Source organism: Periweissella cryptocerci, from assembly GCF_004358325.1.
In the GTDB taxonomy this organism is placed as follows: domain Bacteria; phylum Bacillota; class Bacilli; order Lactobacillales; family Lactobacillaceae; genus Periweissella; species Periweissella cryptocerci.
The window spans coordinates 1,098,762-1,118,344 of the sequence record NZ_CP037940.1; the positions used below are offsets into that span (position 1 = coordinate 1,098,762).

Annotated in this window: 12 protein-coding genes and 1 pseudogene; 2 read left to right on the plus strand and 11 right to left on the minus strand. The window is 42.9% G+C overall.

Annotated elements, in window-relative coordinates; genetic code table 11:
• Positions 1–363: 363 nt before the first annotated feature.
• The 8 genes and pseudogenes from ftsH to pth form a co-directional block, all read right to left on the minus strand.
• Positions 364–2,492 (minus strand): annotated as a pseudogene (ftsH, locus tag EQG49_RS05040) (ATP-dependent zinc metalloprotease FtsH).
• Between the two features lie 63 nt (positions 2,493–2,555).
• Positions 2,556–3,125 carry a hypoxanthine phosphoribosyltransferase gene (hpt, locus tag EQG49_RS05045; RefSeq protein WP_165964918.1) on the minus strand — a complete coding sequence of 190 codons (570 nt, stop codon included), beginning with the start codon at positions 3,123–3,125 and terminating at the stop codon, positions 2,556–2,558.
• A 48-nt stretch (positions 3,126–3,173) separates the two neighbouring features.
• Positions 3,174–4,526 carry a tRNA lysidine(34) synthetase TilS gene (tilS, locus tag EQG49_RS05050; protein WP_133362948.1) on the minus strand — a complete coding sequence of 451 codons (1,353 nt, stop codon included), beginning with the start codon at positions 4,524–4,526 and terminating at the stop codon, positions 3,174–3,176.
• 101 nt (positions 4,527–4,627) lie between these two features.
• On the minus strand, positions 4,628–5,008 hold the full coding sequence (locus tag EQG49_RS05055; RefSeq protein WP_133362949.1) for an FtsB family cell division protein: 381 nt from the start codon (positions 5,006–5,008) through the stop codon (positions 4,628–4,630).
• A gap of 83 nt (positions 5,009–5,091) precedes the next feature.
• Positions 5,092–5,367, minus strand: a complete 276-nt coding sequence (locus tag EQG49_RS05060) for an RNA-binding S4 domain-containing protein (RefSeq protein ID WP_133362950.1) — start codon at positions 5,365–5,367, stop codon at positions 5,092–5,094.
• A 15-nt stretch (positions 5,368–5,382) separates the two neighbouring features.
• A complete protein-coding gene (locus EQG49_RS05065; RefSeq protein ID WP_133362951.1) occupies positions 5,383–6,942 on the minus strand; it encodes a putative polysaccharide biosynthesis protein in 1,560 nt (519 codons plus the stop codon).
• Positions 6,932–10,459, minus strand: coding sequence for a transcription-repair coupling factor (mfd, locus tag EQG49_RS05070; protein WP_133364532.1), 3,528 nt, complete (start codon positions 10,457–10,459; stop codon positions 6,932–6,934). Before mfd ends, EQG49_RS05065 begins: the two co-directional genes overlap by 11 nt.
• Positions 10,460–10,535: 76 nt before the next feature.
• The gene (pth, locus tag EQG49_RS05075; RefSeq protein ID WP_133362952.1) at positions 10,536–11,099 is read right to left on the minus strand and encodes an aminoacyl-tRNA hydrolase; all 564 of its coding nucleotides are present in this window, start codon (positions 11,097–11,099) and stop codon (positions 10,536–10,538) included.
• 369 nt (positions 11,100–11,468) lie between these two features.
• Between pth and cbpA the strand changes: the two genes are divergently transcribed.
• Entirely contained in the window at positions 11,469–12,110 is a 642-nt protein-coding gene (gene cbpA, locus EQG49_RS05080; RefSeq protein ID WP_243115753.1) for a cyclic di-AMP binding protein CbpA, read from the plus strand.
• Between the two features lie 165 nt (positions 12,111–12,275).
• Positions 12,276–13,232: a helix-turn-helix transcriptional regulator gene (locus tag EQG49_RS05085; protein WP_133362954.1), complete on the plus strand. Its 957-nt coding sequence runs from the start codon at positions 12,276–12,278 to the stop codon at positions 13,230–13,232.
• Positions 13,233–13,769: 537 nt separating this feature from the next.
• Here the strand turns inward: EQG49_RS05085 and EQG49_RS05090 are convergent.
• The 3 genes from EQG49_RS05090 to uvrB form a co-directional block, all read right to left on the minus strand.
• Positions 13,770–14,159, minus strand: a complete 390-nt coding sequence (locus EQG49_RS05090) for a hypothetical protein (protein WP_133362955.1) — start codon at positions 14,157–14,159, stop codon at positions 13,770–13,772.
• 68 nt (positions 14,160–14,227) lie between these two features.
• Entirely contained in the window at positions 14,228–17,071 is a 2,844-nt protein-coding gene (gene uvrA, locus EQG49_RS05095) for an excinuclease ABC subunit UvrA (protein WP_133362956.1), read from the minus strand.
• A 42-nt stretch (positions 17,072–17,113) separates the two neighbouring features.
• On the minus strand, positions 17,114–19,129 hold the full coding sequence (gene uvrB / locus EQG49_RS05100; RefSeq protein WP_133364533.1) for an excinuclease ABC subunit UvrB: 2,016 nt from the start codon (positions 19,127–19,129) through the stop codon (positions 17,114–17,116).
• Between the last annotated feature and the right edge of the window lie 454 nt (positions 19,130–19,583).

Consider the following 19,583-nt stretch of genomic DNA (forward strand, 5'->3'; position numbering starts at 1 on the left):
AAGACAGACATTCAGCCTGGAAGGCTAATCTAATCGGGTTTTGATTAGATTCAGTTGTTTGTTGAAAACAAACTGCTGGAATGTTTTGCGTTGCCGTACCTCAGGCATAAGCACGTGGCTTGGGCATGTGCTTCCATTTCGGTGCACAATGTGATTTTCAGTCACGCAGTGGCATCATACATCTCATCACATTTTATAAATTCCACGTCAGACGAAATAGGACCCATAAAAAAATAGTTCGATTTCGCCTTATCGGAATAAGAGCGAAATCGAACTATTTGGCATGGCACAAATGGCTAAAACCAGTTGTCCCATCTTTATTAACTATTTAGTTATGCCTGTTCTAACTTGAAAGACTTGTGGTTAAGCTTGTGGTTCATCGTTAGAATCAGAAGCTTGTGATTCAGTTGGTGCATCACTTGATGGTGTATCAGGTGTTGCAGTTTCTGAATCAACAGTTTCTTCACCGTCAGTTTGGGCGTATTCAGCTGCTTGTTGGGCATCCTTTTCGGCAAACTTGGCTTTGGCTTCTTCAAAAGTTGAAGCCTTAGCTTCTTCGGCAGCTTCCTTCGCTAAGAAATCAGCTGGCATTTGACCATTTTCAAACAAGCTCTTGATTTCCTTAGCATCAAGCGTTTCGTACTTGAGCAAGGCTTCAGCAATTGCTTTGTGTTGATCACGGTGTGTTTCAATGATTTCCTTGGCTTGCGTGCCGTAAAGCCTTCCGTAGAGATGCGACGAACTTCTTCGTCAATCAATTGGGAAGTTGCTTGTGAGAATGGTGCATTACCACCATATTGTTCACCAGCAAACATTGCGCCACCACCTTCAAGTTGAACCATACCCAACTTGTCAGACATCCCGTATTGCGTAACCATGGCACGTGCAATACCAGTTGCTTGTTGGAAGTCATTTGAAGCTCCCGATGATTGTTGGTTGAAGATAATTTCTTCAGCCGCGCGACCACCCATCAAACCAGCGATTTGATCCATGGCGTCATCCTTGTTCAACAACATTTGATCTTCCTTAGGCAAGACAATGGCGTAACCGCCGGCGCGTCCACGTGGCACAATCGTTACCTTGTGAACGACACGCGCATTACTTAACACCATCCCAACAAGGGCGTGACCAGCTTCGTGGTACGCAACTGTTTCACGTTCGTGGGTTGAGATAACGCGATTCTTCTTAGCAGGACCAGCAATCACCCGATCTTCAGCTTCATCAAGATCAGAAGCATCAATCGTCTTCTTGTTACGACGAGCAGCTAATAAGGCGGCTTCGTTCAACAAGTTTTCAAGGTCAGCACCAACGAACCCAGGGGTTTGTTGGGCAATCACAGCCAAGTCAACATCATCTGCTAATGGCTTGTTCTTAGCGTGAACCTTCAAGATTGCTTCACGGCCCTTAACATCAGGTGCACCAACAAGAATCTTCCGGTCAAAACGACCTGGACGCAGCAAAGCTGGATCCAAGACATCGGCCCGGTTGGTAGCAGCCATCACGATAACTGATTCTGAATCGGCGAACCCATCCATTTCAATCAACATTTGGTTAAGTGTTTGTTCACGTTCATCGTTACCGCCACCCATTCCTGAGCCACGCTTACGACCAATGGCATCAATTTCATCAATGAAGATGATTGATGGTGCCGTCTTCTTAGCATTTTCAAACAGATCACGGACACGTGAGGCACCAACCCCAACGAACATTTCCACGAAGTCTGAACCAGAAATTGAGTAGAACGGTACACCGGCTTCACCGGCAACGGCTTTGGCAAGCAAAGTCTTACCAGTACCTGGAGGCCCTTCGAGCAAGACACCCGATGGAATTCGTGCGCCTAGTCCCAAGAACTTCTTAGGGTCCTTCAAGAAATCAACAACTTCAACCAGTTCTTGTTTTTCTTCTTCGGCACCCGCAACATCAGAGAAACGAATCTTATTAGACTTAGGATCAGCTGGCTTGGCTTTGGACTTACCAAAGTTCATTACGCCGCCTTTACCACCGCCACCACCTTGTCCAGCTTGACTCATCATCAAGTAGAACAAACCGATTAAGATAATCATTGGTACAATCGTAATCAAAATATTACTCAAGATACCAGATGATTGGGCTTTAACCGTTTCTTGGGCTTTGCCGTCTTTAGCAGCCTGATGAATGTCTTTGATAACTGGATCATTACCTAAGACTGTGGTTGTAAAGTTAGTATATTTTTGCGACTTAGTACCACCAAAAATCGAAGGCGTTTTGCTTTTAACTTCAATCGCCTTCTTGTAACTACCGGTAACCTTGTAGACCCCGTTAGTTGGTTGGATTTCGTACTTTTTCACGGCACCTTTTTGTAACTGCGTCGTGAATTTTGTTGCATTAATTTCTTGTGTAGCATTTTGTCCTTCGCCACCGGTAAAAAATGTAATTATCCCGATAACAGCGAAGAAGATAATGATATATAAGAAAGAATTGCGGAATATACCATTATTCCGTCGATTATTCATATTTGCCCTCCTCGGTTAGAGCTTTATTTTTAAACTTTATGGCTAGTAATATACCACACTTGACTAATCTTGACTATTCAATGTTGCAGTATCTTCTGAAGTATAGATTTCAGGCTTCAAAACACCCACGTATGGTAAGTTGCGGTAAAGCTCCTTGTAATCAAGCCCATAGCCGACTACGAAAGCTTTAGGCACATCAAAACCGATGTAGTCAACGTTGGCTTCAACGACACGGCCTTCTTTTTTGTCTAACAAACTAGCGACCTTAACTGACTTAGCGCCACGTTCCATCAACAAGTCGATCATGAACTTCAACGTCCGACCAGTATCAACGATATCTTCCATAATAATGATATCACGGCCGTTAACGTCGGTATTCAAATCCGTGCGCAACATAATTTCACCAGCTGAGGCAACCCCACCGTGGTAACTAGAAACATCGATGAATTCAACTTCAGCGTATGAATCCATTTCCTTCATTACGTCAACTGTCCACAAAATTGCACCCTTCAAAACGGAAAGGATAATGGGGGTCTTATCAGCGTAATCAGTTGCCAATTGTGTACCAACACGGTGAGCTGCTTCCTTGATATCTTCAACGCTGTACAAAACGCGTTCAATGTCGTTGTTCATAGTCATCTGACAAATTCTCCTTCTTAGTTACACTTCCAAAATATGCCATTACGGCTCTTGTTTGTTTGCTGGAATATATTTTAAACGATAGTTAGTTGGTGTATCCTGCCATGCTTGTTTGTACGGTAATACCCACAAAACTGCTTGTTGCTGCGTTACTACTAGCGGAATCGCATCACGCAAATACTGTGGAACTTTCGCATCAATCAAAACTTGTTTCACTTTTTGATGCCCATTTTGAATTGCTAGACGATCACCGGCTTGGCGACCGCGAATCAGCAATGGTAATTGTTCATCGCGAAGGTACACGTCAAGATGTTGCACGCTATCTGGTAATTCCGGTTCATCATTTGTAATTAAATCCATGGCAAATTTGCTTCCATCAGAAAGTAAATACCACTCCTTCAATGTTACCATAATTTGCCCAAATTGTTCGGAACTAATTTCCGAACTTTGTAATTGATGAATATTTAGTTGCTGATAATTTTTGACAACTTGTAAATTGGCATTCAATTGCACCATTCCCGTCGGTTTTTTGGCATTATCGAACAACTGCTGAAGCTGGTCTAATTGATTTTGTTTAATACTTACTGCGGGTATTTCTTGTTTCAACCATGCTTGGGCAACTGTTTGGAACCATGTTTTGGGAACTTGTCGCCAATCATTATCTTTTTTTAACTGGTCTAAGTAGATTTGTGTTTGGCCGGCCAGCAATTTGTCCATTGCCGTTAATTGTTGTGCATAGTTGGCCAAATGTTCGACCGTGCGGGGATTTTCTGCGACTAATGCCGGTAAAATTTGGTGGCGGTAGCGATTGCGGGCAAACTGCAAATCCTGATTGCTCTCATCTTCCATCCACTCAAGATGATGCTCCTGTGCATATGTGATTAAGTCTGCTTTAGTTATGTTTAGCAGTGGGCGCACAACCTGAACGTGCGCATTAAGTGGGCGCTGCCACGCAATACCGGTTAATTGTTGCCAATCCCCGCCCCGCGTTAATTTCATCAGCAGTGTTTCAGCTTGATCATTTGCATGGTGGGCCGTTAGAACTTTGGTAGCACCATACTGATCAGCCACTTGCGCAAAGAACGCATACCGAAAATCCCGGCCAGCCAATTCAATACCTTGCTGCGGCTGTTGTGCTTTGGACCATTTCTTTGTAACAAATTCAAAGCCATACTGCTGAGCGACTTGCTGAACAAATTGCGCTTCCTCGGCACCCCTAGGTCGTAATTGGTGATCAACGTGCGCCACAATCACTTTAGGTTGTGGTTGTAACCGCGACAAGAGCCGTAGCAGTACTTGAGAGTCGACACCAGCCGAGGCAGCGACTACCAAAGTATCGCTGGCGCTAAACAATTGCTGCGCACTAATATTCTGTTTTAATTGTTGTAACACCATCGCTTACGTCCTTAACGTGTGGCTTAACCACTGATATTTAGCAGTTGCACCACACTTCTTATACAACAAAAGCCACGGTTCCCCGCAGCTCTAGTCATTTATTATTTGTCTGAATTTGGATCTGAATTTGGCAAGTTATACACCACTTCGCCTTTTTTCGTGTACATGTATTTGTCACGGATTAATTCTTGTAAGTAGTTATCGTCGTGGAGTAAATCCACTTGTTTTTGTAGCGTTTGATTCGTGGCTTTGGCTTTCACCACGCCACTATTAATAGTCGCAATCTGTTGATTAACTTCATGCAAACGAATCAGCTTGTAACCAACACTAAACAAACATATTAGTAACACCGCAACCGTCACTAAACGAATATTGCGGCGCCGCCGATAGTGAATTCGCCGATAGTAAGCTTCTCGATTACTATTAGCACCAGCTGCGTTCCGCACGGATTTTGCATAATTTGAATTTAATTTGATATCCATCCGTGTGCTCCTTCAACCTATCATCGTCCGCGAAGAACTTGTTTATTGTTGCAATCAACTACTAAATCAATACTCACATTCTATCACGATTCGGCATTAAAATCTTGTTCGTAATCTTCTTTTAATACTTCGTAAAGCTTCTCAGCATCTTCTTTTTTTGTCGTTTCTAATAACGCTAAGACACGCACCGTCAATGTTTTGTTCCCAAAATGAATTTCCAACTCATCGTTAGTCATCAAATTTGTTGATGACTTGGCCTTCTTACCATTAACTAAAATCCGACCTTGATCAGAAATTTCTTTTGCGACACTCCGACGTTTGATGATTCGTGAAACTTTTAAAAATTTATCTAAACGCATTATCTTTCCTCACTTCTATTTGCGTGTCAAAAGGGCTACTAAACGTTCCCCTTTTGGCAACATTAATAATTCATTTTCAGCAAGCATGTGCCATTTTACCGTTAAAATTAACATACTAGCCACGCCAACAAGCATCCCGACAATAATCGTTATCACCGTTAACCCCCGGCCAGTACCATATAAGTACTCAAGCCCATGTGCTATAAGTATAACAAATATTGCCATAATAAGCAGACTCGCAGTTAATTGACCAATAAATTTTTTACCAAATAGATTTTGGCGTAAGCTTGGTTGAAGTTGCAACCAAATGACAATGACCATCAAAACTAACGCCACCACCGTCGCCCAGCTCGCACCCATCAGCCCAAAGCTTCGCAACCACCACACATTTAAGAGGGCTTTACTAAGCAGTGCCACTACAATTCCGGCGACTAATACTTGGTAGCGGTCGATACTCTGGAGGACACTTGCTAACATCATAACAAACGACATCGCAATCACACTGACCATGTACACGCTTAACACTTGGCTATAATCCCGTGACCCAAATAACAACTGATTAATTTGGGGCATTAGCGCAATTAAGCCCACTGTAGCCGCGCTCGCAAGCCATAAGCTTAATCGGAGCAAAGTTTGAATCATCGCTTGCATTTGCGCAATTTTTGCTTGTAAGAAAGCTTGGCGTAAATTAGGCAATAGCGACGTTCCAAACCCTGTGGCAACCACTAAACCTAATTGTACCAATGGCTGCGCGCGATCATAGATTCCTTTAGCATTCTTGGCTGCCAGCGAACTCATACCAAACTGAGTTAATCCATGTTTAACAGTAAATGAATCAATCAGTTGTAGCATGATTAATAGCGCCGCCACTGCACTAATCAGCATCCCTTCCGTCCAGAGACGTGGCCACAGGCGCACCTTTTGAACTGCCGGTGTACTTGGTTGCTGTAAGTACGTGTGCGTAGTTTTTACGAAAAACAAACTCGCGACAATTCCAGCAATTGGTGCCGATGCCATCGCCCACATTCCCATGAAGTACACGTTCCAATGTTGGCGCATCGCCAAGTATGCCACAACGATAATAATCACCACACGGACAACTTGTTCGCTAACTTGGGATAATGCCGTTGGTACCATATTCATTTGTCCCTGAGCTAGCCCGCGGCCAACCGACAAGATTGGTAAACACAAAAACATCCAACTAACGGAACGTAAAATAGGCGCTAATTGCCCATCCCCCATACCATTAGCCATGATACCACTCGTCAAATAAACCAGCGCAAACAATCCAACACCTAGAATTGTCAGACCTTTAAATAACCGCCTAGCGACAGCTTGTTGTTCAGCAATGGTTGGTTGTTCAGCGACAATCTTTGAAATAAAGACTGGTAACCCATTGAGGGCAAATGTCATCCCGATACCATAAATTGGGTAAACTTGTTGGTAAACGTAAAACCCCGTATTTCCAACGAAATTTTCTAACGGCACCCGATAAACAGCACTCAATACTTTCGCAATTAAGGCTGCTAATGACAGCAAGACAGCCCCTTGCAGGACGCTTTGCTTATTTTTCATTGGCCACCTCAGGTTGAGCAATCCCGTTTTGGAGTTTTGCTAGTAACAATTCCAATTCATTCAACCAAACTTCTTGATCCATCGTTGGTTGAATCACCAATTTAATTTCAATTTTATTCGGTTCTGCCACGACAAATTTTGAACTCAACTTGCCGGCACTGACAGTATCGAATATTTCTGGGCCACCAATTTTGCTGACTCCTTGTTTGCCAATCGTGACAAAAATAAAGCTACCATCACGCTTAATTTTTTCGACTAATGCATGGTCAGCGGCAACCTTCATCCGACTCAAGCGTAAGAGGTTCTTGACTTGATCAGGGTATTCCCCAAATCGATCCAATAAATCATCTTCAACTTCTTCAAATTGTGGGTCAGTTTCAGATTGGCGAATCCGTTTATATAATTCAATTTTTTGTGCTTGATCATTAACATACTCGTTTGGCAAGTATGCTTCCAAGCCCAAATCAACCTCTGCATCAGTCTTATTAGTTTGCTTATCACCACGTTTGGCGGCGACGGCATCATTTAACATTTGCGTATAGAGATCATAACCGACTGAATCGATGAAGCCGGATTGTTTTGAGCCCAGCAAATTCCCAGCGCCACGAATTGAAAGGTCCCGCATGGCAATTTTGAACCCGGAACCTAATTCCGTGAAATCACGAATTGCTTCCAAGCGTTTTTCACTCTCTTCATTCAAAACACGATTTTGTGGATACGTAAAGTACGCATAGGCAACCCGTGATGACCGGCCAACCCGACCACGTAATTGGTACAGCTGTGCTAGTCCCATGTGATCGGCATTTTCAATCACTAATGTATTAGCATTGGGAATATCAACCCCGGTTTCAATAATAGTTGTTGAAACTAACACATCGTATTCGCCGTTGATGAAATCATAGATAATTCCTTCAAGTTGCGACTCACTCATCTGCCCGTGCGCATAAGCAATCCGCGCATCAGGGACAAGTGTGTTCAAATACGCTGAAACTTTTTCGATATCATTAACTCGATTATGCAGATAAAAAATCTGCCCATCACGGCTCATTTCCCGTTCAATCGCATCCGCAATGACTGCGCCGCTTTGTTCCATTACGTAAGTTTGAATTGGATAACGGTTTGATGGTGGAGTTTCAATCACTGACAAATCCCGGACACCGAGCATCGACATGTGCAAAGTCCGGGGAATTGGCGTCGCCGTCAAGGTTAAGACATCGACGTTCGTTTTCAATTCCTTCAACCGTTCCTTGTGTTTAACCCCAAAACGTTGTTCCTCATCAATAATTAGTAAGCCGATATCAGCAAACTCGACGTCTTTTGACAAGACCCGGTGTGTACCCACGACCATATCAAGTTCATGATTTTTAAGTTTTGCGAGCGTTACTTTGATTTGTTTTGCCGTTTGGAAACGTGACAGCAAGCCTACTCGAACCCCAAATTCTTCAAAACGACTTTGCATCGATTCATAGTGTTGCTGCGCCAAAATGGTTGTTGGCACTAAAATCGCAACTTGTTTATCATCCAAGAACGCTTTGTACGCTGCCCGAAATGCGACTTCGGTTTTCCCAAAACCAACATCCCCAACTAACAAACGGTCCATTGGGCGATTACGTTCCATATCGCGGAAAATTTCTTCGGTCGAGCGTAATTGGTCCGCCGTTTCCGTATATGGGAAGGCGTCTTCAAACTTCTGGATTTCAGCCGTATGTGGTTCAAACGCAAACCCACGGGCGGCTTCTCGTTCCGCGTAGAGCTTAATTAAATCATCCGCAATATCTTCAATCTGTGCGGTAACTTTACGCTTAGTTTTCGCCCAATCACTACCACCCAGTTTATTAATTTTAGGTGTCTTATCTTCGGCGCCAGTGTACTTTTGTACTAAATTTAGTTGTGACACTGGTATAAAAATTTTGGCATCTTTTTGGTAAACAATCGTAATGTAATCTTGGTGCACGCCGTGAACTTCCAGCGTTTGCATCCCTTCGTACACTCCAATCCCGTGGTTCACGTGGACAACATAATCGCCCACCTTCAAATCTGAATAGCTTTTGATTCGTTCCGCATTCGCTAATGTTTGCCGCTTAGGTGCCTTCTTGCGCACTTTAGTAAACATTTCAGCTTCGGTAATTACCGCCAACCGGGCTCCTTGCACTTCAAAACCATTTGCCAATTGGCCATCAATTAACTGGACTTGTTGTTCGGTAATTGTCTCTGGTGTGCCAATGACTGCGGTGATTTCAAAGTCTTGAAGCGTAGCCGCAACTTGGGCTAACCGCTCTTGCCCGTTAACCATAATGACTACTGAATACTGTTGGCGTTGCCAGCGTTCCATTTCCGTCTTCAGCAGTGGCATTTGTCCGAAGAACTGTTGCATTGGTCGCGTATTAATTTGCACTAAATTGGATAACTTTAAGTTACCGATGCCTTTTTGAAATTGCGCAATTAAGATTTGAGCTTGCTCATGATTATGGACAATATCAAGCAAGCGGTGTCCAAATTCCATGTCTGGTAAAATGGCGTCTTTGGCAAGTTGTTCGGCAACCCACTGCCCTTCAGTTTCTAAAATTTTCTGTTCAGTATCTTGAATCCGGGTTAAATCATCAAATAACAACATGCCATCCGCCGCTAAATAATCAGCAACTGAGGCAACGTGGTCATAAAATGACTTTAAATAAAGGACTAACTCGGCATTCCGTTCGCCAGGTCGATCACTCAACAATGCTTCAAAATGATCGGTTAAATGTTTTTTATGCGCTCCTTGGAGGCTTTGCCGGACGGTACTCATGGCGTTATCAAGTTTTTGTAAGCCAGTGGTAAACGTTGCTTGATCAATCACAAAATCGGTCACTGGCAATAGATCTATTTCTTCAATGCTTGCGAGTGAGCGTTGATTAGCGACATCAAAGAAGCGCATTGAATCAATTTCAGTATCAAAAAAATCAATCCGAATGGGATTATCCAGCTCAAATGGATAGATATCGACAATCGAACCCCGAATTGCAAAATCACCTGGTTTTTCGACTAATGGTTGGTGGACATAACCCATCACAGCTAATTGTGCTTGCAGCTCTGTCATTTCGAATTCGTTATTAAATGACAAATGTAAACGAGCCGCATTAAAGACTTGCGCCGGTACTAAAAACTTTCTGAGCCCGGCAACTGCTGTCACAACAATGGTTGGTTGCTCACCTTGCATCGCATGTAATGCTTGAATACGGGCGGCTTTAGCATCTGGTGAAGACGTGGCAATTTCGACCGCGATATTATCTTCGGCAGGAAAACTAAAGACGATTTCATCACCTAGACGACTCGTTAAATCTTCAACCAATTGATCGGCGTGATACTGTGTGTCAGTCACAATCAATTGGCTTTGCTTAGTTTCTTGAAATAACGCACTGTAATAGAGCGTGCGCGCTGAGCCATTCAATCCGGTCACTAGTTGGCGCGAATTTGGTGCCGCATGTTCTTGGACATTTTGGAACTCCAAGGTTGCGGTAATTAAATTTTCAAGTTGCATCATAACTCCTTCTATCCGAAATTATTTAAGGCTATCCTCTTCAACACAGTGTGTTTATCGGCAATTACAACCATGCTTAGTTGAACTTATTCATCGTTGCTTGGAAGTCGTCATTTTCAACCCAATCTTCAATCATTTGCATGGCTAAAATGACCCCATCATTTAGTGGCTTTTGTTGGTCTTTACTAAATTTTCCGAGTACATAATCAACTACCGCATTTTGGTTGTGGGCTGGGTGATCAATCCCAAATTTAAGCCGTTTGAATTTTTCTTCACCGGTGTGGGCGATAATACTCTTCAAACCATTATGTCCACCAGCTGAGCCTTTAGCCCGTAATCGTAACGCACCCATGGGGCGATCCATATCATCATGAACAACAATGACATCATCAATATCAATGTCATAATAATCCATCAATGGCCGGACAGCACGCCCAGAATCGTTCATGTATGTCGTTGGTTCAACCAGCAACACTTTTTCTGTGCCAATTGTCGTTTGCGCAATCATGGCTTCTTGCTTAGATTTTTTTAAAGAAACCCCAAGTTCCTTAGCTAAGGCATCCACGACGATAAAACCGACATTATGCCGTGTCCCCGCGTATTTAGGTCCAATGTTTCCCAATCCCACAATCATCTTCATCGTTTTCTTGCCTCTTTCATCACTTGTTGTACGCACAAAATGGGCTGAAAAAATGTTTTCAACCCAGTTTTGTTCAATTGTTATATATAATTATCTGTCAATTATACCATGTTCAGCAGCAAAGCATTCTAGTTTTACTCTAAATCTGGCTTCCCCACACTTTTCTAGTGTCAGCGCGGATTACACCATACGCCCCACCACATAATTCACAAACCTAAAATACACCGATGCTTCTTTGAAATCGTTCTCACCAAAAATACATATTTACTTACTATTCTTAACAAAAATACCGCAATCGGTCTAGGCTAACTCGGAAATTTATGATAATATGGTTTAATATCTTAGAAAACTCTCATTGGAGGCGTACTTGTGGACATATCTATTATCAAAACAAAAAAAGACATCACGATTGTCCATGAGGATACCACCGTTGGCGAAGCGTTGGAAATTTTTGAGCGCTCAAATTTCCGGGCCATTCCTATTTTGGACAGTACGGATCAATTATTCCGTGGCAATATTTATAAAATGCACATTTACCGCCACATGTCCGAAAACGGTGATATGAACCTACCAGTTACCGCGTTAATGCGTAACTCAACTAAATACATCAATATCAATTCCGAATTTTATCAAATTTTCTTTGCGATTGCTGACTTACCTTACATTGCAGTCCTTGACCACGAAAACCACTTTTTCGGGATTTTAACCCACACCAACTTGATGCGCGTTTTATCATCTAACTGGAACGTTGATAAAGGCTCTTACGTGTTAACCGTACGCACGGCTGGCCAACGTGGCGACTTACAAACCACATCCAAAATAATTTCAAAGTATACTGATATTCAAGCGGCCATGACGTTTGGTTCATCCTTAAATGGCAACTTTGATGATATCTTGTATACATTGCCCCTCGACGTCGAAAATGATTTATTACAAAAAATCATCCGCGCCCTGCAACGTAAAGGCTACCCAGTCGTTGAAATCGAAAACTTACATCAAACTCGCAAATAATCAAATAAGCGTGATTTCTACCTTACTACTAGGAGAAATCACGCTTATTTTTCAGGCTGGCCGATTTATTTCTCAGCCTCTTTTCTAGGGAGGACTTTTTATTCCCCATCCCTTACTGCTATACTAGATTCAATAACTGTTTAGATTAGACATAGGAGTACATCAATGGCGAAGAAAGCTGCACGTTTAGCCGCAATGACCCAATATGTGAACCACCACGGCGTGTTTCATATTGCGGATTTAATGCGCGAATTTGACATCTCACGCAGTACCGCTTTACGTAGCGTTGCCGAGTTACAAGCGCAAGGGCTGCCCATCACTAGTGAACTTGGGGCAAACGGCGGCTATCGCGTAGCTTCCGACCAAATGCTCCCACCAACGCAGTTCACGCTTTCTCAAGTTAAAGCTTTATACCTTGCGCTTTGGCATGCGACGCAACTAAACCAGCCATTTCAAGCGAGCCGTGAAACTTTAATGCGTCAGCTAGCAGATTTACTAGTCTTACCGCAACAACAAAATTTATTAGAGTTACAAGCTTTAACTAGTACTACGACCGATTCACTGGTTGTGCCCGAGTCCGTGAACCCTGAACTAATAACTTTACAAACAATGCTCGAATTAGCCCTGCAAGACCACGTTATGAGCTTTACTTATCAATTGGGTGAACCTAATACTAGCGAAACACGCCATGTCGCGGTAACTAAGTTCTACCAAGTCAGTGGGCACTGGTTTTTAGACGCCTATGATTTTGATCGTTCTGATACCCGCACTTTCCGTGTTAGCGCAATCGTTGAACCGCTCGCCATGCCCATTGCCGATTATGCCAACGGACAAGCCAGTGACTTCGCTATTCCAGCAACACCCCAACAGGCTCTTCCAAATGTCACACTGACTTTAACCGGCCGTTCGTTGCAAAAATACTATCGCTTCCATCTCCCCCAATTACAAATCATCAATAAATCAGCGACCCGATTAGTAGTTGGGACAATCTTAGTCCTAGATGACGCAGTGGGTTTGCGCGAATTTGCCGAATGGGTGCTTTACCTCGGTGATGACATCCATCTCGACGGTCCGTCTGAATTGATTAGTATCATGCAAGCCAAGCTCGATAACTTAACATAGCAAAGCAAAAAGCGGCTCTATTGTGGGCTGAAGTTCGTTAAAAACCAACTGCGCCACTGAAATAACACACAAGTCCAATCGATCAGTAATTCGTTGGGATCCAGATTCAACCAAATCGATTATCACTAATTTTGTGATATGCCCTAACTAGTGTCTAAGGTATATTCCGTGATGCGTGAGTACTCTTAAACAAAAGCGCAGAAATGAGAATCCCACGTCAGACGGAATAGACCCAAAAAAGCTCACTTTCCACCTTATTTTGGTAGAAAGTGAGCTTTTTTTCTTTTTATTCTAGCCAATGATCGGTAACTATTTTCCGCTAAAGCTTTAGCAGACTGTTGTAGCACATATTTCCGCTGAGGATAAGATGAGGACTCTTAGGAATTTATTCCTTAGAGTCCCAGCTTATCCGAACCTCACAAGACCGACCACAGTTTGGCTTGTGAGGTTGCTTCCAGCGTGGTGCGCCAAGCAATTTCCAGACACGAAGTGGCCAAGTGTATTCAATCCCACTTCAGACAAGATACAGAAACGCAATTAGCCTTCGTTTGTGGTGTCTTCTTTTTCAGTTTCTTCAAGAAAAGCTGCTAACCCCGCTTGATCAATCCGACCATCAAGTACCATGCCGACTCCGGCCAAGAAGTTCATGCCAGTTTGCACTCCGTTATAAAATGCTTGGGCTTCCTTGTCTTGACTTTGGTCATTGAAAGCCTTGGTGTAAGCTTTTTGGTAATCACCCAAGCGACCAATTACGTATGAAAGTGTCTTACCACGCTTCAATTCGGTTGCTAATTGATCAATTTGTTCTTGTAAATCATCGTCAATTTCATCGACTGGGGCACCATTTGCAAAGCCAAGAAAGGCTGTTGCAATTGACTTAGCTTCTGCTTCATCAAGTTTTGAGTAGTTCCGTACGTGTTGTTTCATGTTAATAATTCCCTTTCATCGGTTCACATGTTTTGCGTAACCCATTCGTTTCAATTAATTATTGTAACTTATTTTTGCGCTAAACTGTGCGCACGTTCAATTATTGGACCAAGATATTGGCCGGTATATGAACTTGTGACTTGGGCGATTTCTTCTGGCGTTCCAGTTGCAACAACCATACCACCACCAGCACCACCTTCTGGTCCCATATCAATAATGTGGTCAGCCGACTTAATCACATCCAGATTATGTTCAATAACTAAGACCGTGTTACCAGCTTCCACCAAGCGTTCCAAGACATCGAGCAACCGGGCAATATCGTCCGTGTGCAACCCCGTCGTTGGTTCATCCAAAATGTAGAAATTCTTACCCGATGATTTCTTGTGGAGTTCTGAAGCTAGCTTCATCCGTTGTGCTTCCCCACCAGATAAGGTTGTGGCACTTTGACCAAGCGCAACATAGCCTAAACCAACATCAGCAATGGTTTGGAGTTTCCGCCGAATCTTTGGAATAGGTTCAAAGAAAACCAATGCTTCTTCAATTTTCATGTCCAAGATTTCGGCAATATTCTTACCCTTGTACGTAACTTCCAATGTTTCTGAATTGTACCGAGCGCCATGACAAACCTCGCATGGAACATACACATCTGGCAAGAAATTCATTTCAATCTTGATAATTCCATCACCATGACACGCTTCACATCGGCCACCCTTCACATTGAAAGAGAAACGTCCTTTTTGATAACCGCGCATCTTGGCCTCATTGGTTTGTGCAAATAATCCCCGAATATCATCGAAAACACCCGTATAGGTAGCGGGATTCGACCGTGGTGTTCGGCCGATTGCGGATTGATCAATATCAACAATTTTTTCAATGTCTTCGTAACCGGTAATCGTTTTGTACTTACCCGGTTTCTCAGAATTACGGTTAATTTTTTGTTTCAAGGCACGCTTCAAGATTGAGTTAACCAAAGTTGATTTACCAGATCCTGATACCCCACTCACTGCAATAAACTCGCCAAGCGGGAATGAAACGGTCACATTTTTCAAATTATTTTCCGTTGCACCAGTAATTTTAACTGCCTTACCATTACCATCACGGCGTAACTCAGGAACTGGAATAAATTTCTTACCGGCTAAGTACTGACCAGTTAATGACTTCCGTGATTTTTCAACTTGCTTCGGTGTACCAGCAGCCATCACTTCACCACCGTGTTCACCGGCCCCAGGGCCAATATCAATCAGATAATCAGCTGCCCGCATCGTATCTTCATCGTGTTCGACAACAATCAAAGTGTTACCTAAATCACGCATTTTCTTTAACGAAGCAATCAAGCGATCATTATCGCGTTGGTGCAACCCAATTGATGGTTCATCAAGAATATAGAGTACTCCTGATAAATTTGAACCAATTTGCGTGGCTAGTCGAATTCGTTGCGCTTCCCCACCTGACAAAGTTCGTGCTGAACGAGCTAGCGTCAAGTAATCTAAGCCAACATTTTCCAAGAAACTCAAGCGATCAATGATTTCTTTAATAATTGGGGCGGCAATCGTTGTGTCTTGTTCACCCAAAGCAATCCCTTGGAAGAATGGTAATTCATCCACAACTGGTAATTCTGAGATTTCGGCGATGTGCTTACCACCAACTTTGACTGACAACGCAGCGTCGTTTAGGCGGTAACCCTTACATGCGGTACAAGTTAATTCCGTCATGTATTGTTGCATTTGATCGCGGGTGAAATCCGAATTAGTTTCATGATAACGGCGTTGAATATTGTTCATAACCCCTTCAAATGGTGTATCAACATCGCGGACACCACCGAAATCATTTTGGTAATGGAAGTGGAAATTTTTGTCCCCAGAACCATACAAGACGAGTTGTTTTTGGGCGTCGCTGAGTTCAACATACGGAACGTCCATTGGAATAGCGTATTGCGTTGCAAATTGTTCCAGCATCGTTGGGTAGTACTGTGAGCTAATTGGGCTCCACGCAGCTAAGGCGCCTTCTGCCAAGGTCAACGTTGGGTCAGGAATCACCAAATCTTCATCGACTTCTAACTTTACCCCAAGTCCTTCACAAACTGGACAGGCTCCCAATGGAGCATTAAATGAAAAGAGCCGTGGTTCGAGTTTCCCCACCCCGAAGTCTTTTAACGCCCCCGTATAGTGGTCAGAAAAAGTCGTTTCGTGCCCTTTAATCACATCGACGGTAATTAAACCATCGGCCAAATGCATCGCAGATTCCACGGAATCGAACAACCGTGACCGGACGCCATCTTTTAATACAATCCGGTCCACCACAATATCAATATCATGATACTTGTTACTATCCAGATTATGTTCGGCTTCTAAGTCTTGTAGTTCGCCGTCAATTCGAACCCGCACAAACCCTTCCTTCCGAATTTTATCGAAAACTGATTTGTGAGTTCCGCGTTGATGCCGTAAAATTGGTGCCAAAATTTGCATCCGGGTACCTTCAGCTAATTCTGCCGAAATATGATTCACAATTTGTTCCACTGATGGAAGCGTAATAATACCATCATCAGCTTGTTCCGGTTTACCCACGCGCGCCCAGAGTAACCGAAAATAGTCATTAATTTCGGTCACTGTGCCGACAGTTGAGCGTGGATTTTTTGATGTTGTTTTTTGGTCAATTGAGATTGCGGGACTTAAGCCGTCGATTGAATCAACGTCAGGCTTATCCATTTGCCCTAAAAATTGACGGGCATATGCCGACAAGCTTTCAACGTAACGCCGTTGACCTTCGGCATACAACGTATCAAAAGCCAATGATGACTTACCGGAACCTGAAAGTCCCGTCACCACAACTAGTTTGTCACGAGGAATCGTGACATCAATATTTTTTAAATTATGCGCCCGCGCGCCATGAATCACGATTTTATCGTTTGCCATAAACTTTCCTCTTTTGGTTTCTTATACATTATTTGCATTGCGCTACAGATTAGCTGTCGTTTTGAGTTCCATGATCGTATCACGTAATGTGGCAGCTTCTTCAAAGTCCAAGCGTTTAGCAGCGGATTTCATTTGTTCTTCTAAGTTAGCAAGCATAATCTTTTGATCTGCTTTATTCATATCGCGGAATTCAACTTCCGTGAAGCTCGTGCCTTCCTTATCGCCGTCTGCGACTTCATGACTGATTGCGATTAACCCGCGAATTTCTTTCTTAATCGTGGTTGGCGTGATGCCATGTTCCTCATTGTAAGCGATTTGAATATCACGCCGCCGTTGGGTTTCATCCATCGCCCGTTGCATTGAGCCAGTGACTTTATCAGCATATAAAATAACATGCCCATTGGAATTCCGCGCAGCCCGGCCAATTGTTTGAATTAGTGACCGTTCGTTACGCAAGAAGCCTTCCTTATCCGCATCCAAAATCGCAATCAAGGAAACTTCCGGCACATCAATCCCTTCACGGAGCAAATTAATCCCAATCAAGACGTCAAATTTACCGAGCCGTAAATCGCGAATAATTTCCCCACGTTCAAGCGTCTTAATATCTGAGTGCAGATATTTAACTTTAATCCCTAAATCTTTGAAGTAATCCGTTAAATCTTCGGACATTTTTTTCGTCAATGTCGTAATGAAGACCCGCTCGTTCTTTTCAACGCGGGCATTAATTTCACCAACTAAGTCATCAATTTGTCCCATGACTTGGCGGACTTCCACCGTTGGATCAAGTAACCCTGTTGGTCGAATGATTTGTTGTGCTACATGACTTTCTGGTACCCGCTCTGTTTCATAATCACCGGGCGTGGCCGACATATAAATAATTTTATTAACGTGCTCTTCAAATTCATGCAAGGTCAGCGGACGATTATCCAACGCTGATGGTAACCGGAAGCCATAATCAACTAATTGTTGTTTCCGAGCCTTATCACCATTATACATCCCCCGTACTTGGGGCATCGTCACGTGACTTTCATCAACCACAATCAAAAAATCATCAGGGAAGAAATCCAGTAACGTAAATGGTGGTTCACCGGGTTGCCGACCATCCATGTGCCGCGAGTAGTTTTCAATCCCACTCGTGAAGCCCATTTCACGCATCATTTCAATGTCGTATTCCGTCCGTTGCTTGAGGCGTTGTGCTTCCAACAACTTGCCTTCACTTTCAAAAAACTTCAGTTGCTCTTCAAGTTCTTCAGAAATTGTCCGAATTGCGCGTTCCATAATTGTGTCATTGGTCATAAAGTGGGTCGCGGGGAAAATTGAAACGTGATCTTCATCAATCAAAATTTCACCAGTTAACGAATCAACTTCGCGAATCCGGTCAATTTCATCCCCAAAAAATTCAATCCGGAGCGCTTTTGCGTCTTGTGATGCGGGGAAGACTTCGACAATATCTCCATGCACACGGAAACGACCACGCTGAAAATCAATATCGTTACGTTGGAATTGAATATCAATTAATTTTCGTAATAAATCATCTCGTTCCATCGTCATACCAACACGCAGTGACACCACGTGATCACGATATTGGTGTGGGTCACCCAAACCAAAGATTGACGATACCGAAGCCACAACAATTACGTCGTTGCGTTCCAATAATGATGCGGTCGCTGAGTTTCGCAGCTTATCAATTTCATCATTGATTGATGAATCTTTTTCGATATACGTATCCGATGATGGTACGTAGGCTTCTGGTTGATAATAATCATAATATGAAACAAAATATTCAACCGCATTATCGGGGAAAAACTCTTTAAATTCACCGTACAATTGCCCGGCCAAAGTCTTATTGTGGGACAGCACCAAGGTTGGTTTATTAACTTCTTTAATCACATTGGAAATCGTAAATGTTTTACCTGTCCCTGTTGCCCCAAGTAAAATCTGTTCCTTTTCCCCGCTTTCAAGTCCATTCACTAACTGTTCAATCGCCTGGGGCTGATCCCCAGTCGGAACGTATTTTGAGTGCAACTCAAATGCATGTGTGTCATCGCGATCAATCATTTTCAACCAACCTTTCTTCCTACTAACTGTAGGTTACTTATTTACTGAACTTCTCGTTGTTAATGTCTTAAATTCCCCTGTCTTAGCCATCAATTCAATCACCTTGTTCGTGACTAAAATCCATTATCACAAAAGATTTAGTGTTTTATTTCAACAAACAAAATCCTAAAGTCCATGCAACACATTGTTTTATCAACTGAACCGCTAGCTAACCATGTAAAAATAGTACACATACTCCAACGAACATTTAATAAATATGGCTCTATTTATTCTAGCGTAGGATTCTCATTCCCGTACTTTTGTTTAAGAATACTCATGTACTATGGAATATATCTTAGGCACTAGTTTGTTTTCAATGCACCTCTGCTCATAACGACTGTTTTTTCTAGTTTGAGAATTATTACTAACTAACGCAGTGGCTGGAAATTGCTTGGCGGGCGCAGCCTTTACACCG

What these genes read in the sequence shown, in the direction of transcription:
- tilS (WP_133362948.1), bottom strand. Translation starts at nt 4,526, where the DNA reads ATGGTGTTACAACAATTAAAACAGAATATTAGTGCGCAGCAATTGTTT.
- EQG49_RS05055 (WP_133362949.1), bottom strand. Translation starts at nt 5,008, where the DNA reads ATGGATATCAAATTAAATTCAAATTATGCAAAATCCGTGCGGAACGCA.
- mfd (WP_133364532.1), bottom strand. Translation starts at nt 10,459, where the DNA reads ATGCAACTTGAAAATTTAATTACCGCAACCTTGGAGTTCCAAAATGTC.
- uvrA (WP_133362956.1), bottom strand. Translation starts at nt 17,071, where the DNA reads ATGGCAAACGATAAAATCGTGATTCATGGCGCGCGGGCGCATAATTTA.
- uvrB (WP_133364533.1), bottom strand. Translation starts at nt 19,129, where the DNA reads ATGATTGATCGCGATGACACACATGCATTTGAGTTGCACTCAAAATAC.
- hpt (WP_165964918.1), bottom strand. Translation starts at nt 3,125, where the DNA reads ATGAACAACGACATTGAACGCGTTTTGTACAGCGTTGAAGATATCAAG.
- EQG49_RS05060 (WP_133362950.1), bottom strand. Translation starts at nt 5,367, where the DNA reads ATGCGTTTAGATAAATTTTTAAAAGTTTCACGAATCATCAAACGTCGG.
- EQG49_RS05090 (WP_133362955.1), bottom strand. Translation starts at nt 14,159, where the DNA reads ATGAAACAACACGTACGGAACTACTCAAAACTTGATGAAGCAGAAGCT.
- EQG49_RS05085 (WP_133362954.1), top strand. Translation starts at nt 12,276, where the DNA reads ATGGCGAAGAAAGCTGCACGTTTAGCCGCAATGACCCAATATGTGAAC.
- pth (WP_133362952.1), bottom strand. Translation starts at nt 11,099, where the DNA reads ATGAAGATGATTGTGGGATTGGGAAACATTGGACCTAAATACGCGGGG.
- EQG49_RS05065 (WP_133362951.1), bottom strand. Translation starts at nt 6,942, where the DNA reads ATGAAAAATAAGCAAAGCGTCCTGCAAGGGGCTGTCTTGCTGTCATTA.